Below are 12281 nucleotides of genomic sequence, written 5' to 3'. Positions count from 1 at the left end.
TGCGGCTCAATTAGTCGGTAATCGCCGTCGCGAATATCGATGTCGCCATGTCTTGTAGTGCCGATTTATGCCGTAATATATAACTTCTGCCGTCTTTTTCAAGCCATCCACGCGCGACAAATTGTGCTAAAACATGTAATAAATGACGATACGATACACCTAAAAATTCTGCGGCTTCGGTATGTTTTTCTTGATAAATGTTGTCGTTTTCAGACATTAAAATGAATTCTGCGAGGCGATTTTCGAGTGGGTACGCTAAACTTTGCGACATTTTCGCTGAATTATGCATAATTTTTTTACTTAAATAAAGCGCCAGATGCCGTAGAAACGCCACGTCGTTTAAGAGCAACTCGCGCACGTAGGTTGTTGGGAGTGCGAGGCAGCGCGTGGCTGTTGATGCTTGGACCCCTTTTGAGTAATAACGCGCTTCGAGTAGCTCCATGTCGCCAATAAATGAATGTGCACTTAAAAAATGAAGCAGTGCGACCTTGCCATTTGATTGCGTGAAATAAACCTTCACCTTGCCGGACAGGATGTAATACAAATAAGCCGGTTCGTCGCCTTCGACATTTAAAAATTCGCCGGCTTCAAAGTCATGCACTTCGGCAAATTTTGCAATGGCTTCGGGGAAAATTGTCTTTAATGGTGGCTGTGCAAGTAACTGCTCGACAGTTGTTTGCTGATTTTTTTTCATAAAACCCTCCAAAGTATGAGATATCTCCTATTATACGCAAAAGTTTTCATGATACGATGCCGAAAAGGAGTGAACGTAACATGAATGTACAACAATGGATGTCAGTCCGCTTTTTCTTATTTTTCATGGGCTGGGGCATCTTTTTACCTTATTGGACCGGCTATTTAGTCGATGGCAAAGGCTTATCGATCGAACAGGCGAGTATTATGATGAGTATTGGGCTCATTATGCGCGGCATATCGACCGTGACACTGTATCCAATGATGAAAAAAACGGCGAGTGATTTGCGCGTACTGCAATGGGTTAGTGCGGCGGCGCTCGTGTTAGCATGTAGTTATATCCCGGCACAAGGGTACGTGGCGTTATTGCTTATTACGGCGTTATTTAATTTCTTTTTCCCGATGCTGATGCCAGCGCTTGATGCGACAGCCGGCTCGTTAACGCAGCATAGCAATTTACGCTATGCCAAGGCGCGTTCATACGGCTCGATGGGCTTTATTTGTATGGTGCTCATTATTAGTATGTTGTCGGGTGCCTTTGGCGACCAACTATTTTTAATTGGCATGATTGTCGTGCTGTCGGTATTTACGGCGCTAACGTGGACGAAGGCGCCTGAGAGCGTGCGCCTCGCGCCAGAGCCAACAGCGGAGCGAGCGTCATTTAAAAAATTATTTCAAGTGCGCTATTTCCCGCTTGTGCTACTGCTCGCCATTTTATTACAAGGCGCCCATGCAGCGTATTACAATTACGGCTACTTATATTTACAGGAGCTTGGCGTCTCAAAATATTACATCGGTATGATTATTAACGTGTCGGTGCTATTTGAAATCGCGTTATTCACGTATGCGGACCGGTTATTTAAAAAATGGACGCCGGGCATGATGTTTGCGCTCGCGGCGGCTGGTTCGACAATCCGCTGGTGCATCATTTATTTGTTCCCAAATGTTGAAATGTTTATCGTCAGTCAACTGTTCCATAGTTTGTCGTTTGCGCTTGCCCATTATGCATTTATGCGCTTTATTACGCTCCATGTGCCAACGCATTATTTACCAACTGCACAAGGACTGTACGCGACATTTGCACAAAGCTTTGCGACGGCACTGATGACATTTTTTGCGACTTACTTGTATACGATGTCGATGCAGACGGCATTTTTAGGCATGATTGTCTTTACGATTCCGGCATTTTTCATCGCATTTTACATTGGTAGAAAACAGTTGTCTACTACAAAAAAACAATAATAAAACAGCTATTGTCAGAAAAAACTTTTAAAGGCTATTCGCAAAAATTTCTACTATAGTAAGCGCAGTAATTTCCCGCTTGGAACGATTATTTCGGGCTTAAATGCCGTTGTTGTTATCGCATCAGGCTTTGTTTTTGGCTAGGATGCCGCATTAAATACGCTTGTCAGCATTTATGCAACTGGTAAAGTTATCGATTTAATTCATACGAATCATATTAAATTGACCGTGACAATTATTACTGCAAAAGGCGATGACACGAAGGATGCCTTGCTTGCGAGCTTGTACCGCAGCATTACGATGACCGAGGGCAAGGGCGGCTATACGGGTGATAAACGCGACATTTTAATGCCCGTTATTACGCGCTATCAATTAACGGAAGTGAAGGATATCGTTAAGCAAGTCGATCCGCAAGCATTTGTTAATATTACACAAACAGTTGAAGTAGCGGGCAATTTTGACTGTAGTTAATGCAGTAGGAACCGAGCAAAAGCGCGGTTCCTTTTTTTCATATCTGCTATACTAAACACAACTAAACGTAAGGAGTTTTTTACATGAATGACTTGAAACAATTTTTAATCGATAGCGTACGCGATGATTATGCGCAAGCGTTTGATAGCTGTTCAAACGAGGCGCAACAACAGCTGACAATGAAACTCGCGGAAATTTACACATTGCTCGGCCAACCACAGCAGGCGCAACAACTAACGGCGCCAATTCGCAAGCCACAAGCACGCCATATTGAAGCGCAAGCATTCGCAGCACAAGGGGCGATTGATAGGGCGACGCAGCGTTATTTAGAAGCCTTTCAACTGTCACCAACGGCAGCGTCGTATACGCAACTAGCGGCGATGTTTGAACAAGCGGGTCAACGAGAAGATGCCGCGTATTATGACATGATGGCACAAAAAATCAATGCCTACGGTGCACTTGCAGCATTACAAGCGCAAGATGCGACAGTGTTAGAACAGGCGCATCAAATGCTCGAACATCCAACAAGTTTTGATGGCTGGCTGCAATCGGTCGTACGTTTAAATGATGAGGAACTCGCCATTTATACAGCACACGACGCACCGCGTATTGAAGAGCCGAAGCGGAGCGCAGTAAAACCGACAATCGTTGTAGCAGCACCGATTGCTGAAGCGGCCCCGGTTATCGAGGACATTCCTACTGCCCCTGTTGAGCAAGTGATTCAGCCAACTATTCAACCGGCGATGACACCGCCAGCGCAGCAACCATCACCGTATGCGGACCCGCAAGCTTTTATTGCTGCACAGGAGCGCGCGCGTGCAGATGACACAGCAAATGAGGCACAAGACGACGATTTAAACGACTTTGAAAGTATGTATTTTGGTGAAATGTACGAGGACTAGGTAAGCAGTCCTGTCAATTTGTTGCGTTGTAAAATCCGTCGGAAGTCGCGTTCAACATGACCGAGCAGCGGGAATAGAATAAGTAACAACGCTCTATGTGGAGGTGTTCGTACATGATTTTATGGCCCATTTTTATCGGCATGCTTGTTGGCTTTGTGGCGTTAGAACTGACGATGCGCTTTCGAGCACAACGAAAATCTTTTGTGGTCGTAACGATACCGGGCGTCGTGCTCGCTATCCTTGGTGTCGCATGCGCATTGTATGGTGCATTCAACTACACATATGTCGGCAAATCGCTGTTATTTTTAGGTGTCGCCTTCGTTGTTTTTGCGCTGATGGCTTTTGCAACGTCACGCACATTACGCCACGTTTAAAAAAACTAGCGCCATTACATGTTATGTGATTGCTTTAGTTTTTTCGAATTCACGTCAAATTCACAGAATATATTGACAAAACAGGCGTTGTAGTGCATGATAGACAACAAATATAAGCGTATGAAAGATTAGTACATGCAGCACGCGCGGTTAGAGAACGCTCTCCATCGGCTGAAAGGGAGCGACGCAGCACTACATCGAACCTACTTTCTAGCTCCTATGCAAACATAGGCGCAGCCTCAAGCGTTATGAGAAGAGCGGAATATAGTCACGTACTATATTCAATTAAGGTGGTACCGCGAACAAGCCCATTTCGTCCTTAAACTATAGGATGAAATGGGCTATTTTAATGGAGTGAACTAGATGGAACAAAAACGAATTGTCGTAAAAATTGGGAGTAGTAGTTTAACAAATGCAAAAGGAGAAATTGATGATGCGAAAGTGCAAGACCATCTTGCCGCAATCGCTGAGTTAAAGCTTAATGGTCATGAAGTCATTCTTGTGTCGTCGGGTGCTGTCGCATGTGGCTTTAAAAAATTAGGCTACCCATCGCGCCCGGTAACATTAAAGGGCAAGCAAGCAGCAGCGGCTGTTGGGCAAAGTTTGCTCGTGCAAAAATATAGCGAAGTGTTAGCAAGCTATGACATCACACCAGCACAAGTGCTATTAACACGTACCGATTTCTCGAAAAAAGATCGTTATCAAAATGCCTATGAAACGTTTGAAGAACTCCTCGCGCGCGGCATTATTCCGATTATTAATGAAAATGATACGGTGTCGGTACAAGAGCTGACATTCGGGGACAATGATATGCTGTCGGCGCTTGTTAGTGGCCTCGTTCATGCGGATCAATTGATTATTTTAACGGACATTAACGGCTTGTATTCCGATAATCCAAAGAAAAATCCAAACGCCATTCACTTTAAACATTTAACGAAAATTACCGATGAATTGCTTAGTTTTGCAACGTCAGAAGGCTCAAAAGTTGGTACGGGCGGTATGCAATCGAAGCTCTTAGCTGCTAAAACAGCCTATGACTTAGGCGTTAACGTGTTTATTGGCCGAGGTGAGGGGAAAAACAAATTAATGGATGTATTAGCAGGACATGGCGATGGCACGTACATTGAAAAAGAGCATGCGGTCGTTGTTCCAAGTCAAAAACAATGGATTTCGCTCTTTTCCGATGCCAGTGGTCGCATTTATATCGATGAAGGGGCTGCAAATGCGCTATTGCACAAAGGAAAAAGTTTATTACCAGCAGGTGTTTACATCGTGCAAGGTGCCTTTGAAGCAGGCGATGTTGTCGAAGTGTACCGCGAGCGCCAACTTATCGGACGCGGTGAAGTATTATGCGATGCCGACACATTAAAAGAAGCGATGGGCAAGCGGACCGATGAACTAGACGGTACATTCGATGTCGTCATTCATCGCGACCGCTTCGTACAAACAGAAAGGGTGGATTAACATGTCAGAAGTACACGAAAAAGGATTGTTAGCAAAGCAAGCGAGCTACATTATGAATGAGCGCACAACCGATGAAAAAAACGACGCATTACGTTGTATTGCGCAGCAACTTGTCGCGGATGCGGTTTATATCGTTGACGAAAACAACAAAGATTTAGAAGTTGGCCAAGAAGTCGGCTTATCTCAATCGGTGATGGACCGCATTTTATTAACAGAAGAGCGCATAGCGGATATGCACGATGCGATTATGCAATTAATCGAGTTAGCAGACCCTGTTGGCGAAGTGTTAGAGACAATCGATAAAGAAAACGGCTTGCATATTGAAAAACGCCGCGTACCGCTTGGTGTTATTGCGATGATTTATGAGGCGCGTCCAAACGTGACGGTCGATGCCGCCACATTAGCGATTAAAACGGGCAATGCCGTCATTTTACGTGGTTCTTCATCAGCAAAATATTCAAATATCGCCATTATGGAATCGATTCATAAAGCGCTAGCACAAACGACGTTACCAATTGATGCGGTACAATTAATTGAAGATACGAGTCGCGAGACGGCAAGTGATTTATTTAATTTAACGGAGTACTTAGATGTGTTAATTCCACGCGGTGGCAAAGCCTTTATCGATATGGTCATTCGCGAGGCGAGCGTACCAGTGCTCGAAACAGGTGCCGGTAATTGTCATATTTTCATCGATGAAGATGCGGACGTAGACATGACGTTTGCCATCGTTAAAAATGCGAAGCTGCAACGCCCATCGGTATGCAATGCTGCTGAGAGCCTATTAGTCGAACGCCATTGGTTTGAAGCACACGGCAACGAACTTGTGACGATGTTAGCAAATGAAAATATTATCATTCATGGTGATGAAGCAGTATATGCATTAGATGAAGAGAATATTCGTTTAGCGACTGAAGAAGACTGGCATGCAGAATATTTAAATGAGGAACTATCGATTAAAGTAGTGGGAACTCTTGATGAGGCAATTCGTCATATTAACACGTATGGCACAAAGCACTCTGAAGCGATTATTACACCACATGAAGAGCGTGCGCGACGCTTCCAACAAAATGTCGATGCCGCAGCGGTGTATCATAACGCTTCTACGCGCTTTACCGATGGCTTTGAGTTTGGCTATGGTGCCGAAATCGGTATTAGTACACAGAAATTACATGCACGCGGTCCAATGGGGCTACCAGCATTGACATCAACAAAAGTGTATATCGAAGGTACAGGCCAAGTACGAGGCTAATCATCGCCAACTAAACGTTTTCTTGATATAATAAAAGAACTTCAGACAGAAAGTAGTGATGTGACGTGGCAGAAACAACGTACAAAACCAATATCGCAGTAGAGCAAGCGAAAGTATGGTCTTTCGTATCGGATATCGAAAAATGGGCGAAATTAGTACCAGGATACCGTAAACATGAAATGCAAAACGATAAAGAATCAACATGGACATTCGGCGGTACGGTGGCAGGTATTACAAAAACCGTTGATGCAAAAATTACGATTACAGAATGGCAAGAACCTTCAAAAATCGGCTTTGAATTAGAAGGTTTAAGCGATAAATTTACCGGCGCAGGCTACTTCGAAGCAAATGCAGTAAGTGCCAATGAAACGGAAATGGTTATGCACCTTGCGATGAAAGCAGGCGGTGTAGCGGGCGTAGCATTGAACCCGATTTTCAAATTAGCATTGCCAATGGCTGCTGAAAAATTAGCGGGTCGCGTTGTTAATAAAATTAAACAAGCTTAATAAATTACAAGAGCCTTTTCCGTTGTCGGAAAGGGTTCTTTTTTTGTATAGTAAACGATGGGAGGCAAGACATGAAACAATACCTTTATACACATCCAAATACGATGATTGAAACACCTGAAATTTTTGTGAAAAATACTGACGCGCAAAATGTCGGCACCGTACAGCGAATTTATGGCAATGGCCTGACACGTTTTTTAGATCGCGCGATGGATTATAAATATTTCGTTAAATATGAAGCGCATATTCAAGATTATGACCGGGCGATGTGTCGAAAAATTTCGCGGAAGGGCCGCGTGTTTTATCGTGCTGAAATCGCAGGTGAGCATCCATTTGAAATCGGTTATATTGGCTGGCGTGATTTAATTCCAGACTTGCAAATTACAAATGGTGAGACGACGATGATTTTGCATAAAGAGCATGAAGGATGGTCAGTCTTTGAATGGCAAGAGACCGAATACGCGCGTTGGCAGGCCGTTTTCAACGAAGACAGCGATGATTTTACGGTGGAACTTCAAATTGAAGCCATTGCACCGATTCAAAATCCAGCCTTTTATTTAGCGATTGCCCAAACGACACTATTTATTGGTGGCTAATCAAATGAAAAAAAGCAGAAATCGCTTATTAGGCGATTTCTGCTTTTTTCATTAAAATAAGACCGGTTTATCATTTGAAATAATTTTAAAATGAATACCAGGAACTTCTACTGAAATTTGTTCCTTTAACTCATCTAAATCGACAAGTGCTTCCGTTGTAATTAAGGTCGCGATATGTTCAAGTAAATGATCAAATGCTTTTGTAAAGAGTGCACGCATATTATCAAAGTCTAGGCTGCGGAAGCTCCCATTAATGTCAAAAGCTTCGATAGAATTTAATTGCTTGGATGCACCAGCAAAGCGGTCATCATACACCGTATAGCTGTCATCTGTTACGGCAATAATAAATAATTCTTCACCTGTAATCGTTTGAAGCTGTAAATTGTTTTTGTGTTTTTTCACATCATCAATAATATGTATACCATCTGCGTGTTTCATTTTAAATAAATGCATAAACATCCTCCTTTAGTCGTTCTACATATTGTATCGGTCAAAAGACATGGAAGTTTTACATATTTAATCAATATATTATGTGATAAGATGAAGCGTATGTGCAGTAGCATAAAGAAAATAAACAGGTTGTCAGCATAGGAGCGCTCAGAAATCGCGTATGGCTATCTGGCTATGAGCTCGAAAAGCGTGTTTTTGATACAACATATATTTAACTATGCGACAGCGTTAAGCGAATGAGCCTAGTTAGATGATAATTATTTATTTAAAACGTTATAAATAACAAATTTTTATGATAGGATTGGCGATAATTATGATTTTTTAGTAACATACGCGGTTCGAAAACGGACAAAAAATGCCCGTTACGAACCGATTTTAAGCATTTTTCTGGCGTTTAACGGACATTTCAACACACGATGGCTGAATGAGCTAGCGTAACGTGTCGCATTTTGTGTTTTTTGAATAAATGACATCATTCGTTCAAATGCCGAATTTTATGTGTGGAAATGACCCGTCAGAAACGCAAAATCGATTGTTTTTAACCCATTTAGGGCAAAAACAAGCCCGATGGAGTTCGCAAAAATAATAATGATTTATTTTTAAATGATAAATAAAAATTTTCATTGACAGCTTTTTGCATGATGTTTAGTAATGCGGGCTATTTCTGTGCGCAGATAGCCCTTTATTGGCACTTATTTTCAACTATGTCGTACCAGAAACACGCTATCTGAGCTCATGAGCGATTTCTGACAGCCAGTTAAACAGCAACAGATTGAGTAGCTGACAACGTTGCGTGAACAAGAGGAGTAGATTTTAATGAAAAAAATAGATGTAGCAATTATCGGCGGTGGACCCGCAGGTTATGCAGCGGCGATGCGCGCGGTGCATTATGGTTTGTCGGTCGCGTTATTTGAACGGCAGCAACTTGGTGGTGCTTGCTATGATTCAGGTGCCGTTCCATCAAAAATCTTGATTGAAAAGACGAAAGGAATGTTGCAGCTTGAGCGTTTGCGTCAGTGGGGTTATGATATTGGACCGGCGTCATTGTCATTTGAGGCGGCCATGAATACGGTACGCCAAGAGCGCGCTGCATTAATCGATGAGCTGCATGAGGCGATTATGCGTAACGACATCGAATACGTGCCGCATGAAGCGTTTGCGAATACGAATTTAACGGTAGCAGCAGGAGCCGAGTTGTATAACGCAACGGATATCGTTGTTGCAACAGGGAGCACGCCGTTTGTGCCGCCAGTCGCTGGTGCAGATGGTCCGGGAATACATACGACCGATACATTTTTTGAACTGTCAACACGACCGGAAAAATTAGTGATTATCGGTGCTGGCATTATTGCAACGGAACTTGCGCATGCACTCGCACTCATTGGCACTGATGTGACGTTATTAAATCGTGGTCGCGACATTTTACAAACCGAAGAGCCAAGTGCACGCCCATTAATTGAACAACGTTTACGGCAAGCGGGTGTTAACATCGTAATGAATGTAGATGTGGAACGCTTTGAAGACGGCATTGCGCATACAACAAAAGGGCCATTCCCATATAGCGAGGTGTTATTTGCGACAGGGCGCAAGGCGAATATTCAATGCGTGGAAGCGTTAGAGTTGCAATTGACGACGGCTAAAACGCTAGCTGTGACGTCAACGATGGCGACAAGTCAGCCACATGTTTACGCTGCAGGGGATGTTGCCGGTGGAATGCAACTTGCACACGTTGCGACAGCGGAAGGTATTCAGGCGATTGAAGCCATCGTCGGCAATCGTCCAGCGCCAATTAAGCCGCACGTGATTCCACGTTGCGTGTATACAGCACCGGAAATTGCGAGTGTTGGGATTTTAGAACACGAAGCAATGGAACAAACAACGATCGTTATGATTCCGTTATTGGCGAATGCTAAATTTCATATGGAAAGCAATCAACGAGGGTTTATGAAACTCATCTGTGCCATGGACCGCGAAACAATTTTAGGTGCGTGCATTGTTTGTGACGGAGCGACCGAACTTATTTCGATTATGAGCGTCTTAATGGCAAAAGGTACGACGGTCAGTGACATGACGTCGTTGATTTTCCCGCATCCAACAAAATCAGAAGCACTTGGAGAGCTCGCGCGCATGATGCAAGGCAAAGGTCTATATTTTAATGATGACGTTTCGGTGTCAAATGTATAGCTGTTGTAAAGAAATTGTTAAAAAAATGTGATGTTTAACAGAGCGATTCGTGCTTTTTTCTGATAAGATAGAAAGGGAAAACTTTTGAAATTGAAGAAAGCAGGAATTCAAACACATGAAAAATAATAAATGGCCGCGGCATACATTGCTGTTGATTGCAGTGATTGCTACTTGGTTACAAACGTACTACACGTATCGTACGGCCTTTGATTTAGACATTGAAAATGGCATGCAGGAGTTTATTTTACTCATAAACCCACTTGCCTTCCTTCTTGGTGTGTACGGTATTTCACTATTCTTTAAAAGTGCAAAAGGTCGCAATGCGTATATTATTACTGTAAAAGTGATATTGACAATTGTGCTATACGGCAATGTCGTGTTTTATCGCTTTTACAATGACTTTATTACGCTACCGGTATTATTCCAAACGAATAACTTTGGGGATTTAGGTAGCTCTGTTGCAGGTCTTGTTAGCTTGGCAGATATGTTGTACTTTGCCGATTTACTAATCGTCATCGCAGCAGTGCTGTTTTTACCAGCCGCAAAAGACTTTAATCGCATGGCAAACAACCGACGCAACACGTATTTTGCGCTGACATTTGCGCTATTATTTTTAAATTTAGGATTAGCTGAAAAAGAGCGTCCGCAGCTGTTAACACGTAGTTTTGACCGCGAATTATTAGTGAAAAATATCGGCACATACAACTATCATTTATATGATATTTATGTGCAATCAAAAACACATGCACAAAAGGCATTTGCTGATGGCGGCGAATTAACGACGATTGTCAACGATGCTAAATCAAATGAAGTCAAACCAAATAAAGATTTCTATGGCATTGCCGAAGGAAAAAACGTCATCTTTATTTCATTAGAATCAACACAAAACTTTGTTATTAATGAAAAAATGAATGGGCAAACAATTACGCCATTTTTAAACAAATTAATTAAAAGCAAGGATACGCTGTATTTTGATAACTTCTATCATCAAACAGGTCTAGGGAAAACATCGGATAGTGAATTTATTATGGAAAACTCATTATACGGTATTGGTGGCGGTGCGGTATTCTTTACGAATGCTGGCAACTCACTGAACTCGATGTCTGAAAAACTAGGCGATAATGGGTATGCAACGAGCGTGCTACATGCTAATAATAAATCGTTCTGGAACCGTGACTTAATGTATCAAGCAATGAATATTCAAACATTCTATGACCTTGAATCATTTGATGTCAACGAACAAAACTCTGTTAACTGGGGTTTAAAAGATATTCCATTTATGAAACAATCTGTGGATATTATGAAAGACATGGAACAACCATTTGCAACGCGCATGCTGACGTTAACAAACCACTTCCCGTTCACATCGGATAAAAAGGATCAGTATATTGACGCGTATGATTCAGGCGATAAAACAGTGGACCGTTACTTCCAAACGACGCGTTACACGGATGAAGCAGTGAAAGTATTATTTAAAAAGCTGAAAAAAGAAGGTCTTTATGATAATACGATCGTTGTGATGTATGGGGACCACTACGGGATTTCAGAAAATCATAATAAGGCGATGGCCAAATTCTTAAATAAAGAAGAAATCACGCCATATGATACGGCGATGCTACAAGAAGTACCATTTATTATTCATGCACCAAATACCGGCATTAAAGAAAAAGCAGGGAACCAAGCGCATGAAGTAGGTGGCCAAGTTGATATTCGCCCAACCGTATTGCATTTACTAGGCTTGGATACATCAAATGATATTCAAGTTGGTACAGATTTATTAGCGAAAAAACATGAGGATATCATCGCATTCCGTGATGGACGTTTTATTACGAATGATGTCGTTTATGCGAATGAAACGTTTTATGATCGTAAAACCGGGGAAGTATTGCCAGAAAGCGCTGAACTGAAGGCGTTGATTGAACGAGCAAACGCCAAAACAGCGTTGTCTGATAAAATCATTAATGGCGACTTATTCCGCTTCTATGATGAAAAAACAGGTATCGTTAAGGAATAATAAAGGCTGACAAAACCGCGCTATGACGCGGTTTTGTTGCGTTTTTGGTTGTGCTTAGCAACACGGTATTAGCATGCTACAGCACTTTTTCATTAAAATAAGGAAACAAGAAGGCAACTTTTAATATCGGCGT

12 protein-coding genes are annotated in these 12281 nt (G+C 42.3%); 10 read left to right on the top strand and 2 right to left on the bottom strand.

Annotated elements, in window-relative coordinates; genetic code table 11:
- Nucleotides 1-10: 10 nt before the first annotated feature.
- Nucleotides 11-694, bottom strand: coding sequence for a transcriptional regulator YeiL (yeiL, locus tag V514_RS0106190; protein ID WP_029499014.1), 684 nt, complete (start codon nt 692-694; stop codon nt 11-13).
- A gap of 80 nt (nt 695-774) precedes the next feature.
- Between yeiL and V514_RS0106185 the strand changes: the two genes are divergently transcribed.
- From V514_RS0106185 to V514_RS0106150, 8 genes are all read left to right on the top strand, one after another.
- Nucleotides 775-1935 carry an MFS transporter gene (locus tag V514_RS0106185; RefSeq protein ID WP_029499012.1) on the top strand — a complete coding sequence of 387 codons (1161 nt, stop codon included), beginning with the start codon at nt 775-777 and terminating at the stop codon, nt 1933-1935.
- Nucleotides 1936-2163: 228 nt separating this feature from the next.
- A complete protein-coding gene (locus V514_RS20610; RefSeq protein WP_235073201.1) occupies nt 2164-2406 on the top strand; it encodes a YitT family protein in 243 nt (80 codons plus the stop codon).
- Nucleotides 2407-2489: 83 nt separating this feature from the next.
- A complete protein-coding gene (locus tag V514_RS0106175; RefSeq protein ID WP_029499010.1) occupies nt 2490-3308 on the top strand; it encodes a hypothetical protein in 819 nt (272 codons plus the stop codon).
- 113 nt (nt 3309-3421) lie between these two features.
- Nucleotides 3422-3682 carry a hypothetical protein gene (locus V514_RS0106170; RefSeq protein WP_029499009.1) on the top strand — a complete coding sequence of 87 codons (261 nt, stop codon included), beginning with the start codon at nt 3422-3424 and terminating at the stop codon, nt 3680-3682.
- Nucleotides 3683-4045: 363 nt separating this feature from the next.
- Nucleotides 4046-5146, top strand: coding sequence for a glutamate 5-kinase (proB, locus tag V514_RS0106165; protein WP_029499008.1), 1101 nt, complete (start codon nt 4046-4048; stop codon nt 5144-5146).
- Between the two features lies 1 nt (nt 5147).
- Nucleotides 5148-6398: a glutamate-5-semialdehyde dehydrogenase gene (locus V514_RS0106160; protein ID WP_029499007.1), complete on the top strand. Its 1251-nt coding sequence runs from the start codon at nt 5148-5150 to the stop codon at nt 6396-6398.
- A 65-nt stretch (nt 6399-6463) separates the two neighbouring features.
- Nucleotides 6464-6904, top strand: a complete 441-nt coding sequence (locus V514_RS0106155; RefSeq protein ID WP_029499006.1) for a CoxG family protein — start codon at nt 6464-6466, stop codon at nt 6902-6904.
- A gap of 71 nt (nt 6905-6975) precedes the next feature.
- On the top strand, nt 6976-7500 hold the full coding sequence (locus V514_RS0106150) for a tubby C-terminal domain-like protein (RefSeq protein WP_029499005.1): 525 nt from the start codon (nt 6976-6978) through the stop codon (nt 7498-7500).
- A 51-nt stretch (nt 7501-7551) separates the two neighbouring features.
- Here the strand turns inward: V514_RS0106150 and V514_RS0106145 are convergent, their stop codons facing one another.
- Nucleotides 7552-7953 (bottom strand): hypothetical protein, encoded by a 402-nt coding sequence (locus V514_RS0106145; protein WP_029499004.1) that lies wholly within the window; start codon nt 7951-7953, stop codon nt 7552-7554.
- Between the two features lie 813 nt (nt 7954-8766).
- Between V514_RS0106145 and V514_RS0106140 the strand changes: the two genes are divergently transcribed.
- Together V514_RS0106140 and V514_RS0106135 are read left to right on the top strand one after the other, a co-directional pair.
- On the top strand, nt 8767-10134 hold the full coding sequence (locus tag V514_RS0106140; protein ID WP_029499003.1) for a dihydrolipoyl dehydrogenase family protein: 1368 nt from the start codon (nt 8767-8769) through the stop codon (nt 10132-10134).
- A gap of 115 nt (nt 10135-10249) precedes the next feature.
- Nucleotides 10250-12148: an LTA synthase family protein gene (locus V514_RS0106135; protein ID WP_029499002.1), complete on the top strand. Its 1899-nt coding sequence runs from the start codon at nt 10250-10252 to the stop codon at nt 12146-12148.
- Nucleotides 12149-12281: the final 133 nt, after the last annotated feature.

Source organism: Kurthia huakuii LAM0618, from assembly GCF_000505545.1.
Taxonomy (GTDB): Bacteria; Bacillota; Bacilli; order Bacillales_A; family Planococcaceae; genus Kurthia; species Kurthia huakuii.
The sequence above is the reverse complement of the archived record's forward strand: the minus strand, read 5'-3'. Positions and strand labels throughout refer to the sequence as shown.

Coding starts and splice junctions, on each gene's coding strand:
- V514_RS0106145 (WP_029499004.1), bottom strand. CDS start 7,953: ATGCATTTATTTAAAATGAAACACGCAGATGGTATACATATTATTGAT.
- V514_RS0106185 (WP_029499012.1), top strand. CDS start 775: ATGAATGTACAACAATGGATGTCAGTCCGCTTTTTCTTATTTTTCATG.
- V514_RS0106140 (WP_029499003.1), top strand. CDS start 8,767: ATGAAAAAAATAGATGTAGCAATTATCGGCGGTGGACCCGCAGGTTAT.
- yeiL (WP_029499014.1), bottom strand. CDS start 694: ATGAAAAAAAATCAGCAAACAACTGTCGAGCAGTTACTTGCACAGCCA.
- V514_RS0106160 (WP_029499007.1), top strand. CDS start 5,148: ATGTCAGAAGTACACGAAAAAGGATTGTTAGCAAAGCAAGCGAGCTAC.
- V514_RS0106135 (WP_029499002.1), top strand. CDS start 10,250: ATGAAAAATAATAAATGGCCGCGGCATACATTGCTGTTGATTGCAGTG.
- V514_RS0106170 (WP_029499009.1), top strand. CDS start 3,422: ATGATTTTATGGCCCATTTTTATCGGCATGCTTGTTGGCTTTGTGGCG.
- V514_RS0106150 (WP_029499005.1), top strand. CDS start 6,976: ATGAAACAATACCTTTATACACATCCAAATACGATGATTGAAACACCT.
- V514_RS0106175 (WP_029499010.1), top strand. CDS start 2,490: ATGAATGACTTGAAACAATTTTTAATCGATAGCGTACGCGATGATTAT.
- proB (WP_029499008.1), top strand. CDS start 4,046: ATGGAACAAAAACGAATTGTCGTAAAAATTGGGAGTAGTAGTTTAACA.